Origin of the sequence: Streptococcus sp. 22.1, from assembly GCF_016648645.1 — a bacterium.
In the GTDB taxonomy this organism is placed as follows: Bacteria; Bacillota; Bacilli; order Lactobacillales; family Streptococcaceae; genus Streptococcus.
The window spans coordinates 1-20,749 of record NZ_JACLQK010000017.1 but is presented as its reverse complement, the minus strand read 5'-3'; the positions used below and the strand labels follow the sequence as shown (position 1 = coordinate 20,749).

Here is a 20,749-nt window from a genome sequence, read left to right as displayed (position 1 = left end):
TTCTCATGAAGAATCAAAAAGTTAGAAAAGCTATCATCCCCGCTGCAGGACTCGGGACACGCTTTTTACCAGCTACTAAGGCCTTGGCCAAAGAAATGTTGCCAATCGTTGACAAGCCAACCATCCAATTTATCGTTGAAGAAGCCCTCAAATCAGGTATTGAAGATATCTTGGTGGTTACTGGTAAGTCAAAACGTTCTATCGAAGACCACTTTGATTCAAACTTCGAGTTAGAATACAACTTGGAACAAAAAGGTAAGACAGACTTGTTGAAATTGGTTAATGACACCACTGCTATCAACCTCCACTTTATCCGTCAAAGCCATCCGCGTGGTCTTGGAGATGCAGTTCTTCAAGCCAAAGCATTTGTCGGAAATGAGCCATTCGTTGTCATGCTTGGTGACGACCTCATGGATATCACTAATGACAAAGCAGTACCTTTGACTAAGCAGCTCATTAACGACTATGAGGAAACACATGCATCAACCATTGCAGTTATGCCTGTACCTCACGAAGAAGTTTCTTCATATGGTGTCATCGCCCCTCAAGGCAAAGGCGAAAATGGACGTTATAGCGTTGAAACTTTCGTTGAAAAACCAAATCCAGAAGATGCACCAAGTGATCTTGCTATCATCGGACGTTACCTTCTAACACCTGAAATTTTCGGTATTTTGGAAACTCAAAAACCAGGTGCTGGAAACGAAGTCCAACTGACTGATGCCATCGATACACTTAACAAGACACAACGCGTCTTTGCTCGCGAATTTACTGGAAACCGTTATGATGTCGGTGACAAATTCGGATTCATGAAAACGTCTATCGATTACGCACTTAAACATCCTCAAGTTAAAGATGACCTCAAGCAATACCTCATTGACTTGGGCCACAAACTTGAAGGCAAACCAGCTAAAAAAGACTAATATAAAAACCATCGAACCTGACATTCGATGGTTTTTTCATATGACTTAAAAATAAGTGAATCCTAGAAGAATCAGCAATAGTAAAATGTAGGTTAAAAGGGCTGTAGAACGCCAACCTTTACTAAATAAGCGACTTTCAACCTTGTTGGCCAAAAAGATAGCTGCAAGAGCACCTCCAACTAAACCACCGAGATGGCCTGTAATCCCAACACTAGGTGTAAAAAGGTTGAAGATTAAGTTAATAACAATCAAAACCAAATAATTACGGCCTAACTGATTAAGCAAGGGGCTGTGACTGTAATAACCAAGAATCACAACAGCCGCAAAAAGTCCAAACAAGGATGTCGAAGCACCAGCTGCAATAACATTAGGCGTAAAAAGTAAGGTAAAGGCATTTCCCATAACACCAGCTAACAAATAAAGCCCTAGAAAACGTGGAGTCCCAAAAATCTGCTCAGCCATTTTCCCCATAAAGTAAAGAGCAAGCATATTAAATAGAAAATGCTCAACACCTATATGCACAAAAATTGGTGTTACAAGACGCCAGAGGTTCAAGGGACTGTATTGAACGAAGGAACCATACATAGCTCCCATCTTAAAAAGGCTCAAAGGCGAAGTCGCTTGAAAGCCGTTTAAAAGATATTGACAGATAAAAGTCAACGTCGTAAGCCCCAACAATAGATAGGTTGCTGGGTATTTTTTCCACTCATTTACTGGCATGTGACGACCTCCTTAACAGGAATATCATAGCTGTCTGGTTGAAAATCATGTTTCTGGCAAGGATAAACCGTACTAACTGTATCCCCTTCAAAATCAGACAAATAGCGGTCATAGTAACCTGCTCCGTAACCAATACGATAGCCTTCATCATTGAAAACTACTCCTGGCACATGAATCAAATCAATCTCTGATTTTTCCACAGCCAAATCAGACGCAGGTTCCATCAAGCCAAAAGAGGTTGCAACAAGATTATCTGGATCATAATCCACAAAAATCATTCGACCTTGTTTATATGTTTTAGGAATCAAAAGTCGTTTACCATCCTTTAAAGCCTGATTGATTAAAAGACTGGTGTCATATTCATGAGGAAAAGACAAATAAGTCGCAATCACCTGAGCCTTTTTATAAGCAGGTAAGGCAATCAATTGCTCCAAAAGATGTTTATCTATCTTAGCCTTAGTCTCAGGTTCTTGTGAAGTTAATTGAGCCAAGACTGTTTTTCTAAGTTCATTTTTCATAGGTTTATCATATCAAAAAATCTACCAAAAGTCAGACTTGGTAGATTTTTTAGCTTTATCGACTCTGATTAGGCTTCTGCCTTGTGTTTAAGGAATTTTCCAATTTCAGCCACTGCAAAAGCGAGGGCATCTTCGTTTGGACTCATCTTAGGATGGTGAAGTGCATATGGCGTGTCGATTCCCAACCAGAACATGACACCAGGAACTTTACTAAGCAAATAACCAAAATCCTCTCCAGTCATAGCCGGTGGACAATCAATCAGGTTAACTTCTGGGCTAGCATCAAAGAAGGCCATCAACTCTTTAGCCAAGGCTGGATTATTTTCCACAGGAAGATAACCACCTTGTTTCAACATGATATCCACTTCCATACCAAAGCTAGCTGCTACACCTTCTGCAATCTGGCGCACGCGCTTCTGGATAAGGAGACTCATTTCCTGAGTAAGGGTACGAATAGTTCCATAAACCTCTGCAGTTTCAGCGATAACATTATTAGTCGTTCCTGCATGGAAAGAACCAAAGGTAACTACCCCACCCTGAATAGGGTCAACATTACGACTGACAATCGTTTGCACTTGAGTAATAAAGTAAGAAGCTGCTACAAGAGCATCATTGGCCTCATGTGGAAAGGCCGCATGTCCACCTTTCCCCTTGAAAGTAACAAGGACTTCACAAGTCCCAGCAAAAAGGGTACTTGTGTTAGTCGCAATATCACCTACCTTGAAATCTGGGCGGACGTGGAGGCCATAGAACTCATCTGGCAACCAATCTCCAAAGGCACCATCTTCATACATAAGCATACCACCAGCTTCATTTTCTTCAGCTGGTTGGAAGAGGAAGAGCATGTTATTTTTAGGCTGTACTTGAAGCATCTGGTCCAAAAGACCAAGTGCTGTGGTCATGTGCATATCGTGTCCACAAGCATGCATACGACCTTCATGAGTAGACTTAAAGTCAAGATCTGTTTCCTCTACGATTGGGAGGCCATCAATATCTGTACGCCAACCAATGGTTTTTTCAGGAGCATGCCCGTGAAGATAGACAAGAATTCCTGTACGCCAAGAACGTTGCTCCACAAAGTCCTTCCCTTCAGTCATTTCAGCAATACGTTCTAAGAGATAGGCCTGAGTTTTAAATTCTTCCAAACCAATTTCGGGAATTTGGTGAAGGTCTCGTCTGATTTTGATTAAATCAAGTGTCATGTTTTTGTCCTTTTTATTTATATTTATTTTATAGAGAATCTAGAAATAGAGGCCTTACAGGCCTCTACTATCAATATGTTACAAGTTACGCAAAGCGTCTTCGAGTGCTGTTTTTTGTTGTGTTTTTTCATCGATTTCCTTGATGATACGAGCTGGAACACCAGCTACAACCACATTTTCAGGAACATCTTGAGTAACGATAGCTCCAGCAGCAACGACTGAACCGTTACCAACTTGAACACCTTCAATAACAACAGCATTAGCACCAACAAGAACGTTGTCACCGATACGAACTGGGTCTGCTGAAGCTGGTTCAATCACACCAGCAAGGACCGCACCCGCACCGATGTGGCTGTTTTTACCAACAGTAGCACGACCACCAAGGATTGCTCCCATATCAATCATAGTACCAGCACCGATTTCAGCACCGATGTTGATAACAGCACCCATCATAACAACAGCATTATCTTCGATAGTTACTTGGTCACGGATAATAGCGCCTGGTTCGATACGCGCATTAAGGTGACGCTTATCAAGCAATGGAACAGCTGAGTTACGGCCATCTTGTTCCACAACATAGTCCTTGTTTTCAGTCAAGTTTACAAGAAGTGGTTCGATATCTTTCCAGTCTCCAAAAAGAACATTACCAAGCTTAGTGACAGAAGCTGGAACAGCGGTTGCCAATTCCCCTTCAAAAGTTACTTTAACATTCGTTTTCTTTTCAGCATTACCGATAAAAGCGATAATTTCTTGTGCAGACATTTTTTGTGCAGTCATGAGATTCTCCATTCACATAAAGTTAGGAATTATTATACCAAAAATTCTGATAATTGTCTTTGCTTTTGCCAAATAGAGTGTATTTTTATGTAAAATTTGTCTTTAGAGCCTCTATGTCAGTAATCACTCGATCTGGTTTGATTGGGGAATTCTCCAACTCTCGACGAGAATAAGGGAAGGTATTCAGCAAGATACCATCGATCCCAACTGCCTCAGCCACAGCAATATCAGTCGTCAGGTCATTTCCCACCATGACAGTCTCAGATGGCTTTAACCCATAATCATCCAAAACTTGCTTCAAAAATTCAGGTTGAGGCTTACAGATACCCACATCCGAAGACAGGTAAATGGCATCAAAGTAAGGTCTTAACTCCATTAAGTCAATCTCAGCATTAGTAAAGGCTGCTTGAGCATTAGACAAGAGATAGAGACGACAGCCCTGCTCTTTTAGAAAGGTCAAAACCTCCTTGGTATGCGGATAAGCTAACAACTGCTTACGAGATAAGACGCGAAATACCATAGCTATCAGTTGGCCCCAATCTTCTGGCTGATTATGGCAACTAGACTGAGACCGACCATCTACATAAAGCTGGTTGAAAATGTGAGCTAAATCAACTTCTGGATAAGTAACTCCTTTAATCTCTATTAACTCCTTACGAGTCTGAGCCACATGCTTAGCATAAGATTTTTTAAGACCTTCACCCTTATAATCCGCCCCATAAGCTTGGTAAAGTTGGGCTAATTTATCCCATAACATAGGATCCTTCTCATCGGTTAGGATATCAACCAAGGTACCATAAAAATCAAATATGTAGTTCTTATAGGCTCTATTTTTCATCACTTTTTACCCATTACTGAAACTTTCTTACTTATTGGTCCCATCATACACCTTTTAGGAAGACCAAACAAGCTAACTGAGATATTTTCCCATCAAAAAAATCCCAACGACTGTTAGGATTGCTTATCATCTCTAATACGACCAATCAGCAGCTCTCCCGCAACGGTTAATTGCGTCACTGAAGTCAAGTCCAAAGTATCCTTATTGGCATGGAAGAAAAGAGGTGTCATCTCAGCAAATGTTTGAACATGCTCTGATGGCATAGACCAAGTCTTAGCAATCGGCACACGCTCCAAAAGCTCACAAGACTCTTGAAAATGTTCCAGAACATCCTGGTTAGAATAAGCCTGCGCCTCCGGTAACAGTTGACGAAACTCTTTAAGATGATCTTCGTGAGGAATAACCTTGAAAATCAAGCCCTGATCAGACAAAAGTCTTCCAAATTCTTGATAATTAGCTGGTGAAAAGATATCTAAAATGACATCGATACTGTGTTCACGTAAGGGCAATTGAGCCAAATCACCAACAAACCAAGCTACATTTTTCTGAGGATTTTGACGAGCCGCAAGAAGGATAGAATCCTTAGACAAGTCAAAGGCCATGAAATCCTTGTCAAACTCTTGAGCCAACTGACGGCTATAATAGCCTTCACCACAGGCAACATCTAACACGTGCGAGTGTCCAGGAAGGTCACGCAAGCGCTCTGAAATCACCTCCAGGATAGGATCGTAATAACCTGCTGCAAGAATCTGACTCCTCTTTTCAAAAGAAGCCATATCATAGTGCTTATCTCCCTTAGTCTGTCTTAAAAAATTGACAAAGCCCTGCTTAGCTATATTAAAGGTATGCCTATTCTGACAAACCAAGCTAGACAAATCCAAATGCATTGGCACCTGACAGATTGGACAAGCAAAAAGGCTCTCTTGATCTTTAAAAACACTAAATTTGGCCATAAATCCTCCTCGACACAAAAAAAGAGCACACACCTGAAATCGCTTAGGGCTGCTGGATTCCTCCCCTGACCCGCTTCACGCACAGATGTTGCTCCGAAAAATATTATACCATAAATCGAAGTGATTGCAAGTAGAGAACTTACGATAAGACTAGCTAGACCTATTTCCTATCAGTCCCTATTATTTCCTTCGGTCAGTCTAAACTTCGATAAAACATAAGACTTACCATGGTGACATTTATGTCACTACTTTTTTATTTCTCGACACCTTATAATAAATCCATAGCTTGAGGAAAGCACCAAAAGCTAGTGACATGGCTGACTCTATTGAAAGGAGAAGTCATGTTTAACACATCTCTTAACTCGTGGTGAGAGGGTATGAGATTTAAAAACTCACCAAAAATAAAAAAAGGAGAATGACAATGATTAATAAAGAAATGAAGGCAGCTGACCTAGCCTCAGTAACAGGAGGCGGATGGAAGACTAACCTTGCCATTGGAGGGCTCTGCCTAGCTTCAGGACCTATTGGAACTATGGTATGCCTTGGAGCCTACAATGGCTACATGGACTCTGCGCGATAAAAGAAAGGACATATGAACAATGACTAAGACCATTAACAATCGTAAAAACATGACTACTCAAGAACTTGAAGCTGTATCAGGTGGAGTGGTTCCTTGGGCCGCTATTTCTGTTGGCATTGCTGCTGCAAAACTGACTTATGACCTTAGCTATGCTGCAGGTAAGTCTTTCTATAACCTCACCCACTAACTAACAGAACTCACCTGACATCTCAAAGATTTTGAGGATGATAACTCATGAAACATACAAAAAATCAAACAAATGATACTACTGCTAATCAATCACCTAAAATGAATAACTATTTACTCGTAAAAATAGCTTTAGCTGGAATTATCGGTAGCCTACTTTTGATACTCCTAATCAACCTTATCTTTCATGTACGATTAGGAACACCAATTATTGATACTAATTTGAAGTCCGCTTTTGGTACTCTAATCCTCTTTATGCCTATTTTTCTTTTAACAAGAGAAAAAGAAAAAAAATCATAGAAAGAGTGACCTAAACTGCCTTCAGGAAAACAAAAATACTCTTCTTCCATTAAAAAGTGCAAGTCCCTTTGGACTTGCACTTTTGTTTACATATCTTGCCTTGTTTCCAATTTAGCCAATCGTTTGGCTTCTTTTTTGCGTTCACGACTCTGACGGAAAAAGTCTTGCATAATCTTAGCACACTCTTCCTCCATGACACCAGTCTCTACTTCTACGCGATGGTTGAGACGCTCATCTCTTAGGATATCGTAAAGGCTACCCGCACCACCAAACTTTTGATTGCTTGCTCCATAGATCACTTTAGGAATACGAGCCAAGCCAATTGCCCCACTACACATGACACAGGGTTCGATGGTTACAAAGAGGGTACAATCTAACAAACGCCAATTGCCCACAGTCCTATTAGCCTCCTGAATAGCCATGACCTCCGCATGCATGATAGCTTGATTGAGCTCCTCACGTGCATTGTGCCCACGACCTATGACTTCGCCATCTTTAACGATGACACAGCCAATTGGAATCTCTGCTTTAACTAGAGATTTTTCGGCCTCCTTAAGAGCTTCAGACATAAAAAAGTCTTTCTCTTCTTGGGTAAAGTCAAGCATTAGTGTCACTCCCGTTCCAAGATTTGCGAGACAATATCTCACTTAGTCCTTCTATTATAGCATAAGAAAAGAAATACCGAAGACCTCCATTTTAAAGGACACAAAAAAGCTAAGACGAATCATCCTAGCTTCAAACACATTAGTCTGGTGAGTCTTAGGAATCACACCAATGTGTTCCCCCAAGGCTAGACGAAAAGTCAACGACCGCTTAACATCCTAATTCATATGTCAGTCGGAGTGTCATAGTCAATTGTCTGTGAAATCATTATACAGGCCTAGGGCCTCACAACGATAAACAAAAATGCAACTGTCTCAAACAATTGCAAGGATAGCGTTATAGTTGTGATATTTCACACTTTCCTTCCAAACAAATAATGCCTACTATAAAAGTAACTTTTATAGCTTTTTCCTTACCCATCTATAGTTTATCATGAAACCTCTATCATTTAATTTAAAAATCGGTAATAAAACAATGATATAGATTAGAAACAACTGTTAATTGTATGCATTCTTTTGAATATTTTGCTTAACATTTAAAAGGTTGATATATCAACCTTTTAGGGCTTCATAAACTATTTTTTCTAGTCTATCTACACTATTAAACACCTATCATCCTAAGTCTTATCTAATTTTACTGTTTATTAGTCTAACAAGTGTTTAATATTTTATCTCCAACAATTCTTCAAAACAAGGTATGGAACAAGATAATGATTTTTTAGAGAGGTTCTTCAAAGATGGGAGACCTAGATAGCTAGTCAAAGGATAAACTAGAAGGGAAGCTCTTCTTCCAAGACGAGGTCAGCCAAGTCATTATCAGGATTATTTTCCCTCACAGCACGCTGAGCACGACTCTCCAGAAGTTGGAAAGAGGAACAAAGCACTTCAGTAACGTAATGGGTTTGACCATCCTTATCGTACCTACGGGTACGAAGCTCCCCATCAAGAGAAATTAAACTCCCCTTGCTAGCATAAGATGCTAAGGTCTCAGCCAAACGCCCCCAGACAACCACTGTAATAAAGTCAGCCTCACGCTCACCATTTTGCGTCTTATAGCGACGATTAACCGCAACTGTGACACGTGTAAAAGACCTATCACTAGCAGTTTTTACCATTTCAGGAGTCGCCGTCAAACGTCCAATTAAAATAACTTTGTTATACATTTTTTTACCTCCACCTATCTATTCGTAAGTAGAAGTAAAAAAAGTGACAGATTTTGAAAAAGCAAGAATAAAAATAAGATATATATATCACATTATTGACTTCAATTAAATAGAAAAAAGTAAAATCTATTCGGGTGAAAAGCAGGATGAGTTCTGCAATAAATGTACTTGTCACTAAATATTAGACATCTGAAGATGAGCTGAGCTACTAGCAAAGGAAGTAGGAAGCTTGGTATGAGCTGTCGATTCAAAGAACAGTTATCGCCATACAAACTTGTCATTAGTTTACTTACTCAAATCATCCTCTGCTGACCCAGAGTTACCACTTAAAATAATTTTAACACTCCGTTTTGAAGTTGTTTTATTGATAGAAGAGAGACGAGAGTCCTTTGCCTTTTTCTTTGTAAGCTGAAATAGTTTGGAATTCACTTATTGCATACTACCAATGACCAATACTATAAAAGATAAAATATTTCCTAGCACATGAACCATCAAGGGATAGTAAATATTTCCCTTTTCATTCACATAAATAATTGAAAGGGTTACTCCGCCACCTAAGTAACCAACTGCACTGACCCACTCTGATAAAGACAAACTGTGCATATGGGTCAAGGCGAAAACAAATCCTACCACACAAATGCTTAGCCAGCTTGGCAAATGTCTCTGTAAACAATGCAATAAAATTTGACGGAAAAAGAGTTCTTCCACCAAAGGTCCAATGATACAGGCGAAAACTGCTATCAGTAGTGGTTGTTCTTTAAAGGTACTTTGTATATTAGCCTCGTTTAGTCCTTGTTCACTTAGTCCCAAAACCTGCCTCAATATTGCCGATAGTAGTCCAAAGAAAATGGTCACCAGGACAAGTAAGAGCCAGCCTTTTAAAACCCCCAAGAAAAATTTTCTTTTAGAACTTCTGACCTCTTCCCACTTTTTGAGCAATTCAGACTTAAATAAGAAGCAACCATACAAAAACATGATGGTATAAACTAAATAGGTCGTTAAAGAAGAAGGTAAGGGAGCATCAAATACTCGTATACCGTCAAAAACAAAGAGGACTGTATAGAGAATCATAAAAACAAGGACTCCCTTATGTTTGTTGTAAGCCATTGAACTTTCCTTTCTTTTATAATCATCACCAAATCTGAGTCTGACAGATAAATAAAATACAACTTGATTAATAAACTTGAAGCCACATTTTTTAGATAATTGCTCGGATAAAGTTGTTTTGGCAAATAATAGAGATTGAGAGCAATACTATTATATTTTGATGATGAACTTGGTAAGCATAAAGAGGTTCTCGAAAATTTTGAACCATTTGCCAAGACGAGCTCTCCTGAAAAAAAGCGGCTTACTTACCGCTTCTTGTCTTATTTACCCTTTCCAGTGTTTAGCTGGATCAAAAGCCTCACCGACTACTGCTGAATCATCAAGTTCAATAATACCACGTTTTTGTGGGGCATTTGGAAGTGCCAACTCACGTGGGGCACACATCATACCATAACTATCTTCACCACGAAGTTTTCCTGGGAAGATAAGGGCACCGCTAGGCATCATAGCACCAGGAAGAGCTACGATAGTTTTAAGACCAAGGGCTGCGTTTGGTGCTCCTGCAACGATTTGGACCTTCTTATCACCGATGTTCACTTGGCAGATGTTAAGGTGGTCACTGTCTGGATGTGCAACCATTTCATCAATTTGTCCAACCACAAAGACTGGACCTTGTGTATTTTCCAAACGCTCTTCAAAGCCCTCTTTAGCCAATTCCTCGTTCAAAACAGCTACATCTTGGTCTGACAAGAAAACTTGACCGTTACCTTCAATATCAATGAGGCTTGACGCTTCAAAAATATTCCAAGCAAGAGTCTTGCCTGTTTCATCAGCTGTGACACGCGCCACTTTACCTTTACGTTCTACGCTACGTTTGATGTCCTTAGTATCTTCCAAGATAACCAACAAAACGTCACCAACTTGTTCCTTATTGTATGCAAAAATCATGGGTTCTCCTTCAATAGTTCTTTTATAGATTTTAAAATCGACTGACATGCCAAGAATCGTCATTACTACCATAGCGATAACTAATCTTGTCAATTTTCCAGTCACTCTCTGTTAATTTTACGATAAATTGTTTATGGTACCAAAAGTCATTCCCATAAGAAAATTCGAGAAACATCTTAGCCTTACTCTTCATAATAAACTTAACTCGACAAGGCTCTAACACAAAATCATAGGTGCCTGGAGAACCAAAAGAAGCTGAAAAACCTCTTTTATAACAGTTATCAGTCAAGTGTTTTTGAGCTAAAGGAGTCAACTTCTCTTTAAATTCATCAAATAACTCCATTTCTCTAGGAATAGTTTGATGTGTAGGAAGATTATTTTCCTTTTTGTAGGTGTTTATTTCTTGGTGTTTTAGGAAGATATCACTTTCAATTTTGGAATGCTCTACTAAAACTTGGCATAATTCTTCGATGATCCTCTCATTTTTTTCTGTCAGATACTTTTCTTTGGTTTCTGAAATATCAAGAGAGATATTAGGAAAGTGATTGATTTTCATCTTTTAAATCTCCGACAAAAAGACATTGATTTCTTCTTTGGTTTTACGAGCTTTATTGACCAAGCGTCCCAATTCCTGACCTTTCTGAGTCACGACAAAACTTGGAATACCAAAGATATTCCAAGTTTGTGCCAAAGCCATATAATCATCACGGTTAACACGCACAAAGGTCATATCTGGATGGAGGGCTTCAATTTCAGGCATAACTGGATAGATGAACTGGCAGTCTGGACACCAATCAGCAGTGAAAAAGAAAACCACCTTTTGATCACTTTCAACATAGCTTGCCAATTCTTCAAGATTCTTAGGAATAATCATGCCTGCTCCTCCTCATAGGTCAAGATATCCTCTGCATAAACAAAGCTATAGGAACGTCCATCCTCTAAGACGATACCTCCTGTAAGTCCTGGATTTTCCTTATCAGTGGGATTTGTATAAAGAACTGCGATAGTCCCCAAGTGAGATAATTCTTGTCTAATATCTTGGATTAATGCAGCCTTCTTCATTTCTGCACGTGACTGTCTATACTTCTCTGCCATTGCCAAGAGACCTAAAGCTCCTACGCCTCCAGCAAACAAGGCCAATGTTTTACGTTTCATAAGAAACATTTTACCATAATTTTAGACGAATGGGGAGAGGCTACCTATCTCTTGAGAATCGTGCTAAAATAGTAGCAAGTACTACTCAAGGAGGATTTTATGACTACCCTATTTGACAAAATTAAAGAAGTAACCGAGCTCAGTGCTACTTCAGGCTTTGAAGCTCCTGTACGCGACTACCTTCGCAAAAACATCACCCCACTTGTAGATGAGGTCCAAACAGATGGTCTCGGTGGTATTTTCGGTATCAAGCATAGCCAAGCAGAAAATGCCCCTAAGGTGCTTGTGGCTGCCCACATGGATGAAGTTGGGTTTATGATTAAGGAAATCAAAGCAGACGGGACTTTCCGTGTCGTCGAACTTGGTGGTTGGAACCCACTGGTTGTCAGCTCACAACGCTTCACCCTACACACTCGTGACGGTCGTGTCTATCCTGTCATCTCGGGTTCAGTTCCACCTCATTTCTTACGTGCTAGTGGCGGAGCTTCAAGTCTTCCTAGTGTTTCTGATATCGTCTTTGATGCTGGTTTTGCCAACCAAGAAGAAGCAAATGCCTACGGTGTTTTCCCAGGTGATGTCATCATTCCTGAATCAGAAACAATTCTCACAGCCAATCAAAAGAATGTCATTTCTAAAGCTTGGGATAACCGTTATGGTGTTCTCATGATTCGTGAACTCTTGGAAAACGTTAAGAATCAAGAACTCAACAATACTCTAATTGCTGGTGCCAATGTTCAAGAAGAAGTTGGTTTACGTGGTGCCCATGTCTCTACCACTAAATTTGATCCTGAAGTTTTCTTTGCAGTGGACTGTTCTCCTGCAGGGGATATCTATGGTAATCAAGGTAAGGTAGGCGATGGTACCCTTATTCGTTTCTTCGATCCAGGTCACATCATGTTGCCAAATATGAAAGATTTCCTTTTGACTACAGCTGAAGAAGCGGGTATCAAATACCAATACTACTGTGCTGCGGGCGGAACAGATGCTGGTGCCGCTCACTTGCAGAATGCTGGTGTTCCATCAACAACTATCGGTGTTTGTGCCCGCTACATTCACTCGCACCAAACCCTTTATGCGATGGATGACTTCCTAGAAGCACAGGCCTTCTTACAAGCTATTGTTAAGAAGTTGGATCGCTCAACAGTAGATTTAATTAAAAACTACTAAGACAAGGAGTAACCCATGATTATAGGTTTTATCGGTGTCGGAAAGATGGCTACAGCCATTATCAACGGCCTAAATAAAAGCTCACATCGTATCATTATTTCAGGGTCTTCCTTGGCTCGTTCACGCCAGATTGCAGAGGAACTAGAGGTTGAAGCGGCTGCTTCCCATCAGGAATTGTTGGATAATGCTGACCTGGTCATCCTTGGTATCAAACCTCAAATGTTTGATAAGGTACTAGCCGATCTCAATTTCCATCAACCTATCATAAGTATGGCTGCTGGAGTGACCTTAGAACGCCTCGCTTCCCTCACCAGTCCAGACCTTCCTCTTATTCGTATCATGCCGAACCTTAATGCTCAAATTCTCAAAAGCACTACTGGTCTTTGCACTAATGATAAGGTATCCGAGGACCTTTTGGCAGTTGCCAAGGAAATCACAGACAGTTTTGGAACCACTGTTGAATTGGCTGAGAAGGACTTTGATACCTTTACTGCCTTAGCAGGTTCTAGCCCTGCCTACATCGCCCTCTTTATCGAGGCTCTAGCCAAGGCTGGTGTCAAAAACGGCCTAAGTAAGCAGGTCGCTCTGACCATTGCCACACAGACGGTTCTAGCTACTGCTGAAAATCTCAGTCTTGGTAGCGACAGTCCACATGACCTTATTGACAAGGTCTGTAGCCCTGGTGGGACTACTATCGCCGGTCTCATGGACCTTGAGCGTACAGGCCTCACCCATAGTGTAGTTTCAAGTATTGATACAACCATTGCTAAAGCCAAAAAACTATAAGAAAAAAGCTCGGAAGAAGCTGACCTGACATATAGCAGTTTAGTTAAATGGGTTAATATTAGCGAGCCTAGTTGTTTGGCTCGCTTTTTTCGTTGTTTAGCTTCCCGATGAAATTATAATAAATGTCAATCTGAATAATGCGGTTGCGTTTCGTGCCAGTTGGTTTCTGAATAACAATCTTGTCAATCAGTTCATTCACTATTTCAACGGTTAATTTTGGAAGCTCTGTATATTTTGAAATTCTCGCCATAAACTTGGAGATATTCAAGCTATCTTCTTGTTGTTTGGCGAGTTTTTCAGTTAAATCAGAAATGGAAGTTTGAAGTTGTTTCTGTTCTTCTTCATAGCTCTGACTTAGTTTCATAAAGCGTTCATCTGAAATTTTACCAAGTAGATTGTCTTCATAAAGCTTCTGAATGATGCTGTCAATCTCTTTAGAGCGGTGTTCATCCTTTTGAAGTTGCTGGCGCTGGCGTTTATTGTTTTTGCTGAATTGAGCTTGGCTTTGCTGTTCTAACTTTTTCAAAAAGGCTTCTTGGTCGAAGTGGATTTCCTGAATAGTTTGGCGGAGCTTACCACTCACAATCTCAATCAAGGCGGACTTTTGAATGTAGTGTGGATTTTCGCAACCATCAATCGGCTTGCGATATCCAGAACACTTGTAGTGGTCGTGATTGAGTCCTGTTTTACTTTGAAATGGGCAGAAATAGTGTTTCCTTCCGCAAGTTCCACAAAAAACCAATCCCGCAAACAAATTCTCGTGATCAATCCGATTTTTATACCGTTGATTAGACCGCTTATGATTTCGCATTTTTCGAACAATATCAAAAGTTTCTTGGTCGATAATTGCTTCATGAGTATTTTTGAAAATCAGCCAATCTTCTTTTGGGTTATCTACTTTACGTTTGTCTTTATAAGATTTTGTCCGTGTTCGAAGATTGACCGTATGCCCCAGATATTCTTCACGCCCTAAGATAGCGCTTAAGGTTTCTCGTGTCCAAAAATACGGTAGAGTCTCCACATTTGGACTGGAGGAAATAGGTTTCAAACCAATTTCTATTCGGTGACGGTCTGGTTTAAAAATTTTGTCATTTTCTAACCCTTTCGAAATCTCTGAGAGACTTTTTCCACTTTTCGCTTCCTGAAAAATCCGCTTCACGACTTCACTGGCAACTGGGTCAACAATCCAATTTTTAGGGTTGTTTGGGGTTTTGAGGTAGCCATAAGGTGGATTTACTGTAACACGTTCGCCAGCTCTCGCTTTAGATTGCACCACTGCCCGAATCTTCTTGCTGGTATCCGCCGCATACATTTCGTCCATTAAACTCTTAATTGGTAAGAAAATGGAGTTGCTCTCATTAGGCCTATTCGAATCTACTCCATCATTAAAGGCGATAAAGCGGACATCAAAACTAGGAAAGGTGATTTCCGTTAGTTGACCAACCTTGATATAAGAACGTCCTAAACGGCTCAAATCCTTAACGATAAAGTTTGAAACTTGTCGATTTTCCACTAGTCTAAGTGCTTCCGAAATAGCTGGACGGTCGAAGTTTGTTCCACTGAAACCATCATCGACAAACAAAATAGGATTAGATAGATTTTCTCTTGTAACTACATCAAGCAGAATTTTCTTCTGATTGGTAATTGAGTTACTATCTCCGTCCAGACCATCGTCTTGACTTAAGCGACAATAAACTACCGTAATATCTGAAAGTTTTGAAGTATCTACCTGTCTATAATCTGAAATTGTCAAAGTTCTGTTCATGTGTTTTTCTCCTTTTGGAGTTCACACACCTTATACCTCTATTATACCATTTTTACTACTGTTAAAGTAGTGATTTATCGCTTAAAATCAACCTTTCTAGGACATTTTCAAGATTGCGATTTCCAGTAAAACGGTGACGGATTAAGTAAGTCGTTCGACCAATTCGACAAATTTCATCGGCGGTGTGTAAAGCCTGTTTTGAATCTCTATCTTGATTCTTCTGATTCATTCGAAACCCCTCCTTTGATATAATCTGAATATTCGTCTAAAGTAATCACAGTGAATAATTCCCAAAAATTGTAGAGTTCTTTTTGGATCACTTTCGAAATTGCCAGCTTTCGCTTGTCATCCGGCACAACCCACAAAACATAGGGAAAAACTTCCTTTTGGCGTTGTTCAATACCTGACCGATAATATTCAATATATTTCTTACAAGTATTTAGGATACGTACAAGACTTTCCGTGCTTCGGTCTATTTCCAGAAAATAATGGTCTTCATAATCGTGATTAATCAGTTCCAAATAAGCGTCTGGTTTCAAAGTCATTCCAATACCAGAGAGTTTCTGATAGCTTCGCCATGAATTTGGTTCAAACGAAAAGGTTTCAAATGACAGTTTATCTGAATTTCGAACGGTCTCCAGTGTCTCAACAAAAATTTCCGTAATCGCTAAAGTATGTTCAACATGATGTTGGGTTGGCTCGTATTTATTTTTATAACGCAAAACAACTGTTTTATCTTGGTTTTTAAGAAATTTTAGTCCTTGAAAAGTAATTTGCCAAACATAAGAAGCAGAGCCACGGCGTGCGCCACCAACTCGCCGTTTCAAGTGTGAAATCAATCCAGCTTTCTTCAGGCTTTGCAGTGCAAAATTAGTGCGGCGAATAGTAGTCTCAAATCGATCGCTATCCGCGAAAAAGAGTCTGGCTAATTGGTTAGTGGTCGCAAATCTTGCTTGACTCAAAAAGTAAAGAATTTGCGTGTTGTTATCTATTTTGTAATTCCATTTCATCTGTTTTGTTCTCCATTAAAATTTAAAGGGTGTGCTCCTGTAAAATGTGCTTAGTTACGGAGTAAGTCGTGTGAGTAAAAATCCTGAAAACCTTTATTTATCAGAGGTGGAAGATTTTTCTTCATCAACACGATTCGAAGAGCGATTGGAACGCTTTCTGCGCCCTAAATCTGTTAATTTTGGGTTAGAATTTTCATTTTTCGAAGTAGATTTTTCAAAAATATAGTTTTCGAATTGGCTTTCAATTTCTGAAATATCTTGTCCGTATCGGCTCAAGCTATTCAAAAATGGTACACGACTATCTCTAATTTTTGGTTTAGGTGGGTAGGCTTTACCAATAATCCAACAATAAGTATTTTGTGAAATTTCAGTACGAATATATGCCCAAAATGGTGGTAAGCTGTAAAAATCTTCCTTATCAATCTCCAGAGTATATTTTGCCATTTCGCGAGCTTCATCAAGATTTAAGCCAAAAACAATTTTATTCGCAACATTAGATTCAATACCAGCTTTTAACTGAGGTGACATCTGTGCAAGATGCTGGAAGCCGATATTCCAGCCAACATTAAATTGGCGAGATTGTGAAAGTGCTTCATCTAAGTTAGAATTGGGGATTCCTAGGAAACTTGGTGTTTCATCAATATAGATAAAGACCGATTGGCGTTTGCTTGGCTCAACTGACGACTGGCGCAAAATTAACATCCAGAGCAATGAAGTGATGAGGCTACCAATGAGTTTCGCAGATTCTGAACCGATTACCGATTTATTTAGTGGAATCAATACGATTTTTCGGCTTTTGAAGATTTCTGCAAGACTGAAATTTGGATTAGTTTGTCCCAACATTGCCCGAAGTTGCGGACGAAGCAAAAACTGTCGGAATTTATTCAAAATGGGGTTTAATATCTGGTGACGTTGGGCTTCACTGAGTAGCTCAAACCAGTTCCAGAAGCTCTCCAGTCCAATTGGGTCTTTTAACTCTCTTAATAGTTTATTTCGAAAGGACTTATTAGTGAGCAAACTTGGTAACATCACTAAAGAGGTATTTGGAATTCTAGCAAGCGTTAGAAAACTGTGTGACAAAATGTCCAGCGAGTAAATTCCAAAATGTTCAGGATAAAGCCCTTTAAATAGCTCCAGTAGATAATCTGCGATAACTTCGGGTTCAATACCATATTTGGTGAGTTCAAAAGGATTGATGCCAACAACTCGTTTGGTGGTTGGTGAAATGACTACTGTATCTTCATCGTGTTCAGTTGGTGTGCGCTCTAAAAGTTCATGAGTAAGTTGACCTTTGGCATCTACCACAACTACACTATGATGTTTAGATTTTATATCTGATAAAATCAAATGACTCATAGTGGTAGTCTTACCACAACCTGTTGAACCGAGAAAAACGGTGTGCTTTTTGCCAGCTTGTGCTGAAATTTGAATTGGTCTTGGTTGACTTTCAACCGTTTGCGCCAGACTTCGCTGAATCTTCCGATTAATATTGTAGCCCAAAGGCGGAGTCACTAATTTAGGGTGAACATTTGGCACGCCTGCAATATTTTCTTCACCAATTGGTAGAAGTAGAAAACAAGCAAGGTCTGAAATTCCCAAGCTATAGGGATAAGCCCAAGAAGGTTGTGCTTGATTTAGTTTTTGGATAGCTAATGGTTTTAATTCAATGGTTGCATTTGATTCCATCATGCGAAAACTACTTAACAAACTATTAAAAAATTCCTTTGTTCGCAAAATACTGCGAGATTGGACACCAAGACGAATTTCACACTTAAAAGTAGATTGGTTTAATTTTTGTTTCATCAGCTTTTTGGAACTTTCGGAAAGTTCAGGAATATTATTTGTAATCACTTGATACCATTTAACGGATAAATTCGGCAAATCTTTTGGCTGCGGCCGAGGTGGTGAGCCTGCACCAATGACCAACTGAACAACTACTGTTTCATCTGGCTGAAGTATTTTTGAAATTGCAAGGCTTGAACGTATCATGTTTTCTACAGAGTCCGTTTTTAAAGCATAGTGAGATTCTTTGATGTTCACTAACCGTGCAACCGAAAGTTTTTCGCGTTTTGGAGCTCTTGAAAACTGAATAGCTCGGTGCGATTGAATCAGCTGATGAATATGACGTTTATCTTGTTCTTCCGTCCCTAGAAGATACTGCACACGGTTTTTAGTCATGCGAACTTCAAAAATAATACTTTTACGTCGAGTTAGACCAACCAACTGACCAAGTAAACTTTTGACGTCTTCTTCAGAAAAAGGACGTTGCCAATTCCACTCGCTCCAAGATAGTGAATCGAATTTTCTTTTCATTTCTACCTCCAATCTTTAGATTTAATAATCCGAAAGGCGAACCAGCCAATAAAAACAACCGCTATTATCAAAACCAAGAACCACCAAACTTCCAGAATTAGTTTCACCGCCCAGTTAATAAGCCAAGCACAAGCAACAAATCCAAGAATATATGCCATTAGTTTTTTCATGGCTAGTCTCCTTTCTGCCTCTATTTATACAAGAAAATTGATAAAAAGTTAAATTTCGCTGCCTTCAGTTTTTAAAGCGATTAGAATGAATTTTAGGCAGTGAAACAGTAGTATATTTCAACATGTTTTGACTATTTGTCTAGGCTAAACAATCCTTTTATTTTCTTGAAATTTTTCGCATTTCTGCTTTAGCGACCAAGAAAAGTTGATTGATTTCTTGCTGTTTTTCCATAAATTCTGCCAGAGCGATTTCTTCTTCGCTACAGTGCTTTTTATTTGCTTGTTTTGGTTTTTCGAACCAATCCCAAATAAATATAGCAACAACGATAATTATAAAAGCTATAAAGTAATTCATCATAAAGCTACCTCATTTCATCTTTTCAGTAGCATAATAAGTAAATGCTTTAAGAATATAATCTGTATAGTCTTTAGCTTCTGGAGTATTTTTGAGTATTTCAGACTGAGTAAGTGCTAAATTGCCCACTTTATGCAAAATATCATTAGCTAGAAGCTCTAAGGCTTGATTATCTGCCATAGCTTCACTTAGTGTTTTAGCTACTTCTAACTGGTAGGGGCTAACAAGTTGAGAAAGTTCTGCTTTTGGGGTCGATTTTTGAATATGATTCATGAGATTTCTCCTTTGATTTTGATATAATTTACGTTATAAACATTGTCGACTTTGTTTATGGTTATAGTGTAGCGAATATTTTTATCTCATTCATCAGGTAAAAAATCTCAGAAATCTCAAGGAGAAATCATGTGACAGAATTTAGATTAGGATGGTTTTGTTATATTTTGCAAAAATCTGAAAAGAAAAAACGAAACCAAGAAGATTTCGTCAACAGTATTTTGAATAGATTAGTGGGTGAAAACAACCCCAAAATTTCATTCATTCCTGAAATTAACCGCGTTTCCAGTAACCGCCTCTTTACGGGTGATGAAGAAGTTCCAGAATTTTACCGAGAAGCTCTACCAATTAGCGATTTAGGCTTTCATTCTCAAAGGATAGCTGATATTTTGAAAGATTTAAACCGTGATGAAACTTTCGATTATAAGCAAGCTGTTTTTAAAATCAAATCAACTCTTTTAAACCAAACCAAAAAAGCTACCGTTGTGTTTGGTAGCGAAAAAATAGAATTACTTAATCATTGCCAAGAAGCTGAACTTTACTTAGCAACTCTTTTGATTTTCTTGGTGAATCTTTCAAATATTCCTTCTAAGAACTCAGAAGAATTAAGACAAACGCAAATCATTAACCAGCACATTTTTAAGTATCTTGAAAATGAGATTCTATTAATGTCATTTTCACATAGAAAAACTATTGAAGAATCTTTAAAAAGCAAACAGCAGATTTTTTATTTTGATTTATATAAGCCTGAAGCGTTAAACGATAATAAAAATCTCGTTTCACCCACTTTAAAAGTTTTGATTCAAGATTCTATTTCCAAAATGCCAATTATCCAGAATGGTTTAATAATTCAAAACGAAACCATCAACGAACGAATTACACAGTTTATTGAAGAAAACTTTGAGAACAGCCCAAAATTAACTTTAATTACTGGATTTTGCCAATCCGAAGCAGATTTTTATAAAGCTTTGGATAGATTTTTACCAAAAGAAGCTATTAAT

At 39.0% G+C, this 20,749-nt stretch carries 27 protein-coding genes and 1 other RNA gene; 7 read left to right on the top strand and 21 right to left on the bottom strand.

All coding sequences use genetic code 11. The annotated features are described in order from the left end of the window. Positions 1-5: 5 nt before the first annotated feature. On the top strand, positions 6-920 hold the full coding sequence (gene galU / locus H7U04_RS08420; protein WP_002891986.1) for a UTP--glucose-1-phosphate uridylyltransferase GalU: 915 nt from the start codon (positions 6-8) through the stop codon (positions 918-920). A 45-nt stretch (positions 921-965) separates the two neighbouring features. Here the strand turns inward: galU and H7U04_RS08415 are convergent, their stop codons facing one another. From H7U04_RS08415 to ffs, 7 genes are all read right to left on the bottom strand, one after another. Then, positions 966-1,640: a rhomboid family intramembrane serine protease gene (locus H7U04_RS08415; protein ID WP_073689930.1), complete on the bottom strand. Its 675-nt coding sequence runs from the start codon at positions 1,638-1,640 to the stop codon at positions 966-968. Further along, entirely contained in the window at positions 1,631-2,158 is a 528-nt protein-coding gene (locus tag H7U04_RS08410; protein WP_073689931.1) for a 5-formyltetrahydrofolate cyclo-ligase, read from the bottom strand. Before H7U04_RS08410 ends, H7U04_RS08415 begins: the two co-directional genes overlap by 10 nt. A gap of 68 nt (positions 2,159-2,226) precedes the next feature. Further along, positions 2,227-3,360 carry an N-acetyldiaminopimelate deacetylase gene (locus H7U04_RS08405; RefSeq protein ID WP_037601504.1) on the bottom strand — a complete coding sequence of 378 codons (1,134 nt, stop codon included), beginning with the start codon at positions 3,358-3,360 and terminating at the stop codon, positions 2,227-2,229. 78 nt (positions 3,361-3,438) lie between these two features. Further along, positions 3,439-4,137, bottom strand: a complete 699-nt coding sequence (gene dapD / locus H7U04_RS08400) for a 2,3,4,5-tetrahydropyridine-2,6-dicarboxylate N-acetyltransferase (RefSeq protein ID WP_037598512.1) — start codon at positions 4,135-4,137, stop codon at positions 3,439-3,441. An 85-nt stretch (positions 4,138-4,222) separates the two neighbouring features. Beyond that, a complete protein-coding gene (locus tag H7U04_RS08395; RefSeq protein ID WP_073689932.1) occupies positions 4,223-4,975 on the bottom strand; it encodes an HAD family hydrolase in 753 nt (250 codons plus the stop codon). Between the two features lie 113 nt (positions 4,976-5,088). Beyond that, positions 5,089-5,928: a methyltransferase domain-containing protein gene (locus tag H7U04_RS08390; protein ID WP_073689933.1), complete on the bottom strand. Its 840-nt coding sequence runs from the start codon at positions 5,926-5,928 to the stop codon at positions 5,089-5,091. 14 nt (positions 5,929-5,942) lie between these two features. Further along, positions 5,943-6,028: signal recognition particle sRNA small type (gene ffs / locus H7U04_RS08385), an RNA gene on the bottom strand. 321 nt (positions 6,029-6,349) lie between these two features. Here ffs and H7U04_RS08380 point away from each other — a divergent pair. From H7U04_RS08380 to H7U04_RS08370, 3 genes are read left to right on the top strand one after another with little or no spacing between them, the layout of a single operon-like run. Beyond that, complete coding sequence (locus tag H7U04_RS08380) at positions 6,350-6,508, top strand: class IIb bacteriocin, lactobin A/cerein 7B family (RefSeq protein ID WP_002885650.1); 159 nt, start codon at positions 6,350-6,352, stop codon at positions 6,506-6,508. A 19-nt stretch (positions 6,509-6,527) separates the two neighbouring features. Next, the gene (locus tag H7U04_RS08375) at positions 6,528-6,695 is read left to right on the top strand and encodes a class IIb bacteriocin, lactobin A/cerein 7B family (RefSeq protein WP_002885883.1); all 168 of its coding nucleotides are present in this window, start codon (positions 6,528-6,530) and stop codon (positions 6,693-6,695) included. Positions 6,696-6,742: 47 nt separating this feature from the next. Then, positions 6,743-6,994, top strand: a complete 252-nt coding sequence (locus tag H7U04_RS08370) for a hypothetical protein (RefSeq protein ID WP_064523483.1) — start codon at positions 6,743-6,745, stop codon at positions 6,992-6,994. A gap of 86 nt (positions 6,995-7,080) precedes the next feature. Here H7U04_RS08370 and tadA read toward each other — a convergent pair whose 3' ends face one another. The 7 genes from tadA to H7U04_RS08335 form a co-directional block, all read right to left on the bottom strand. Further along, complete coding sequence (tadA, locus tag H7U04_RS08365; RefSeq protein ID WP_048790863.1) at positions 7,081-7,599, bottom strand: tRNA adenosine(34) deaminase TadA; 519 nt, start codon at positions 7,597-7,599, stop codon at positions 7,081-7,083. A gap of 767 nt (positions 7,600-8,366) precedes the next feature. After that, positions 8,367-8,759, bottom strand: a complete 393-nt coding sequence (locus tag H7U04_RS08360; RefSeq protein ID WP_064523486.1) for a single-stranded DNA-binding protein — start codon at positions 8,757-8,759, stop codon at positions 8,367-8,369. A 429-nt stretch (positions 8,760-9,188) separates the two neighbouring features. Continuing rightward, positions 9,189-9,866 (bottom strand): CPBP family intramembrane glutamic endopeptidase, encoded by a 678-nt coding sequence (locus tag H7U04_RS08355; protein WP_045001371.1) that lies wholly within the window; start codon positions 9,864-9,866, stop codon positions 9,189-9,191. A 264-nt stretch (positions 9,867-10,130) separates the two neighbouring features. Continuing rightward, positions 10,131-10,754 carry a YtpR family tRNA-binding protein gene (gene ytpR / locus H7U04_RS08350; protein ID WP_002885779.1) on the bottom strand — a complete coding sequence of 208 codons (624 nt, stop codon included), beginning with the start codon at positions 10,752-10,754 and terminating at the stop codon, positions 10,131-10,133. Between the two features lie 31 nt (positions 10,755-10,785). Then, the gene (locus H7U04_RS08345) at positions 10,786-11,310 is read right to left on the bottom strand and encodes a hypothetical protein (protein ID WP_064523488.1); all 525 of its coding nucleotides are present in this window, start codon (positions 11,308-11,310) and stop codon (positions 10,786-10,788) included. A 3-nt stretch (positions 11,311-11,313) separates the two neighbouring features. Beyond that, complete coding sequence (locus H7U04_RS08340) at positions 11,314-11,628, bottom strand: thioredoxin family protein (RefSeq protein ID WP_064523491.1); 315 nt, start codon at positions 11,626-11,628, stop codon at positions 11,314-11,316. Beyond that, the gene (locus H7U04_RS08335; RefSeq protein ID WP_002885838.1) at positions 11,625-11,909 is read right to left on the bottom strand and encodes a DUF4651 domain-containing protein; all 285 of its coding nucleotides are present in this window, start codon (positions 11,907-11,909) and stop codon (positions 11,625-11,627) included. The genes H7U04_RS08340 and H7U04_RS08335 overlap by 4 nt, the downstream gene beginning before the upstream one ends. 99 nt (positions 11,910-12,008) lie before the next feature. On the opposite strand from H7U04_RS08335, the gene pepA reads away from it, so the two are divergent. Further along, positions 12,009-13,076 carry a glutamyl aminopeptidase gene (pepA, locus tag H7U04_RS08330; RefSeq protein ID WP_014632550.1) on the top strand — a complete coding sequence of 356 codons (1,068 nt, stop codon included), beginning with the start codon at positions 12,009-12,011 and terminating at the stop codon, positions 13,074-13,076. 15 nt (positions 13,077-13,091) lie between these two features. Continuing rightward, positions 13,092-13,862: a pyrroline-5-carboxylate reductase gene (gene proC, locus H7U04_RS08325; RefSeq protein ID WP_073688780.1), complete on the top strand. Its 771-nt coding sequence runs from the start codon at positions 13,092-13,094 to the stop codon at positions 13,860-13,862. A 67-nt stretch (positions 13,863-13,929) separates the two neighbouring features. On the opposite strand, the gene H7U04_RS08320 is transcribed toward proC, so the two are convergent. The 7 genes from H7U04_RS08320 to H7U04_RS08290 form a co-directional block, all read right to left on the bottom strand. Continuing rightward, on the bottom strand, positions 13,930-15,627 hold the full coding sequence (locus H7U04_RS08320; protein WP_201059673.1) for a recombinase family protein: 1,698 nt from the start codon (positions 15,625-15,627) through the stop codon (positions 13,930-13,932). A 61-nt stretch (positions 15,628-15,688) separates the two neighbouring features. Beyond that, a complete protein-coding gene (locus H7U04_RS08315) occupies positions 15,689-15,856 on the bottom strand; it encodes a hypothetical protein (protein WP_162837456.1) in 168 nt (55 codons plus the stop codon). After that, positions 15,834-16,637, bottom strand: a complete 804-nt coding sequence (locus H7U04_RS08310) for a replication-relaxation family protein (RefSeq protein ID WP_201059671.1) — start codon at positions 16,635-16,637, stop codon at positions 15,834-15,836. Before H7U04_RS08310 ends, H7U04_RS08315 begins: the two co-directional genes overlap by 23 nt. A gap of 93 nt (positions 16,638-16,730) precedes the next feature. Beyond that, positions 16,731-18,950 (bottom strand): type IV secretory system conjugative DNA transfer family protein, encoded by a 2,220-nt coding sequence (locus H7U04_RS08305; RefSeq protein WP_201059669.1) that lies wholly within the window; start codon positions 18,948-18,950, stop codon positions 16,731-16,733. Positions 18,951-18,952: 2 nt separating this feature from the next. Next, positions 18,953-19,120 (bottom strand): hypothetical protein, encoded by a 168-nt coding sequence (locus H7U04_RS08300; RefSeq protein WP_201059666.1) that lies wholly within the window; start codon positions 19,118-19,120, stop codon positions 18,953-18,955. A 157-nt stretch (positions 19,121-19,277) separates the two neighbouring features. Continuing rightward, positions 19,278-19,478, bottom strand: a complete 201-nt coding sequence (locus H7U04_RS08295) for a hypothetical protein (protein WP_201059664.1) — start codon at positions 19,476-19,478, stop codon at positions 19,278-19,280. A 9-nt stretch (positions 19,479-19,487) separates the two neighbouring features. Further along, positions 19,488-19,748 (bottom strand): hypothetical protein, encoded by a 261-nt coding sequence (locus H7U04_RS08290; protein WP_201059662.1) that lies wholly within the window; start codon positions 19,746-19,748, stop codon positions 19,488-19,490. Positions 19,749-19,879: 131 nt separating this feature from the next. On the opposite strand from H7U04_RS08290, the gene H7U04_RS08285 reads away from it, so the two are divergent. Continuing rightward, on the top strand, positions 19,880-20,749 hold an 870-nt coding region (locus tag H7U04_RS08285), incomplete at its 3' end, for a hypothetical protein (RefSeq protein WP_201059660.1).

Bases quoted from the DNA above. Each gene is read 5' to 3' on its own strand.
- galU (WP_002891986.1), top strand. From the start codon at position 6: ATGAAGAATCAAAAAGTTAGAAAAGCTATCATCCCCGCTGCAGGACTC.
- ytpR (WP_002885779.1), bottom strand. From the start codon at position 10,754: ATGATTTTTGCATACAATAAGGAACAAGTTGGTGACGTTTTGTTGGTT.
- H7U04_RS08315 (WP_162837456.1), bottom strand. From the start codon at position 15,856: ATGAATCAGAAGAATCAAGATAGAGATTCAAAACAGGCTTTACACACC.
- H7U04_RS08405 (WP_037601504.1), bottom strand. From the start codon at position 3,360: ATGACACTTGATTTAATCAAAATCAGACGAGACCTTCACCAAATTCCC.
- H7U04_RS08345 (WP_064523488.1), bottom strand. From the start codon at position 11,310: ATGAAAATCAATCACTTTCCTAATATCTCTCTTGATATTTCAGAAACC.
- H7U04_RS08415 (WP_073689930.1), bottom strand. From the start codon at position 1,640: ATGCCAGTAAATGAGTGGAAAAAATACCCAGCAACCTATCTATTGTTG.
- H7U04_RS08340 (WP_064523491.1), bottom strand. From the start codon at position 11,628: ATGATTATTCCTAAGAATCTTGAAGAATTGGCAAGCTATGTTGAAAGT.
- H7U04_RS08300 (WP_201059666.1), bottom strand. From the start codon at position 19,120: ATGAAAAAACTAATGGCATATATTCTTGGATTTGTTGCTTGTGCTTGG.
- H7U04_RS08380 (WP_002885650.1), top strand. From the start codon at position 6,350: ATGATTAATAAAGAAATGAAGGCAGCTGACCTAGCCTCAGTAACAGGA.
- H7U04_RS08295 (WP_201059664.1), bottom strand. From the start codon at position 19,478: ATGATGAATTACTTTATAGCTTTTATAATTATCGTTGTTGCTATATTT.
- H7U04_RS08335 (WP_002885838.1), bottom strand. From the start codon at position 11,909: ATGAAACGTAAAACATTGGCCTTGTTTGCTGGAGGCGTAGGAGCTTTA.
- H7U04_RS08390 (WP_073689933.1), bottom strand. From the start codon at position 5,928: ATGGCCAAATTTAGTGTTTTTAAAGATCAAGAGAGCCTTTTTGCTTGT.
- H7U04_RS08395 (WP_073689932.1), bottom strand. From the start codon at position 4,975: ATGAAAAATAGAGCCTATAAGAACTACATATTTGATTTTTATGGTACC.
- H7U04_RS08375 (WP_002885883.1), top strand. From the start codon at position 6,528: ATGACTAAGACCATTAACAATCGTAAAAACATGACTACTCAAGAACTT.
- H7U04_RS08320 (WP_201059673.1), bottom strand. From the start codon at position 15,627: ATGAACAGAACTTTGACAATTTCAGATTATAGACAGGTAGATACTTCA.
- H7U04_RS08305 (WP_201059669.1), bottom strand. From the start codon at position 18,950: ATGAAAAGAAAATTCGATTCACTATCTTGGAGCGAGTGGAATTGGCAA.
- H7U04_RS08355 (WP_045001371.1), bottom strand. From the start codon at position 9,866: ATGGCTTACAACAAACATAAGGGAGTCCTTGTTTTTATGATTCTCTAT.
- H7U04_RS08370 (WP_064523483.1), top strand. From the start codon at position 6,743: ATGAAACATACAAAAAATCAAACAAATGATACTACTGCTAATCAATCA.
- dapD (WP_037598512.1), bottom strand. From the start codon at position 4,137: ATGACTGCACAAAAAATGTCTGCACAAGAAATTATCGCTTTTATCGGT.
- H7U04_RS08310 (WP_201059671.1), bottom strand. From the start codon at position 16,637: ATGAAATGGAATTACAAAATAGATAACAACACGCAAATTCTTTACTTT.
- H7U04_RS08360 (WP_064523486.1), bottom strand. From the start codon at position 8,759: ATGTATAACAAAGTTATTTTAATTGGACGTTTGACGGCGACTCCTGAA.
- H7U04_RS08290 (WP_201059662.1), bottom strand. From the start codon at position 19,748: ATGAATCATATTCAAAAATCGACCCCAAAAGCAGAACTTTCTCAACTT.
- tadA (WP_048790863.1), bottom strand. From the start codon at position 7,599: ATGCTTGACTTTACCCAAGAAGAGAAAGACTTTTTTATGTCTGAAGCT.
- H7U04_RS08410 (WP_073689931.1), bottom strand. From the start codon at position 2,158: ATGAAAAATGAACTTAGAAAAACAGTCTTGGCTCAATTAACTTCACAA.
- proC (WP_073688780.1), top strand. From the start codon at position 13,092: ATGATTATAGGTTTTATCGGTGTCGGAAAGATGGCTACAGCCATTATC.
- pepA (WP_014632550.1), top strand. From the start codon at position 12,009: ATGACTACCCTATTTGACAAAATTAAAGAAGTAACCGAGCTCAGTGCT.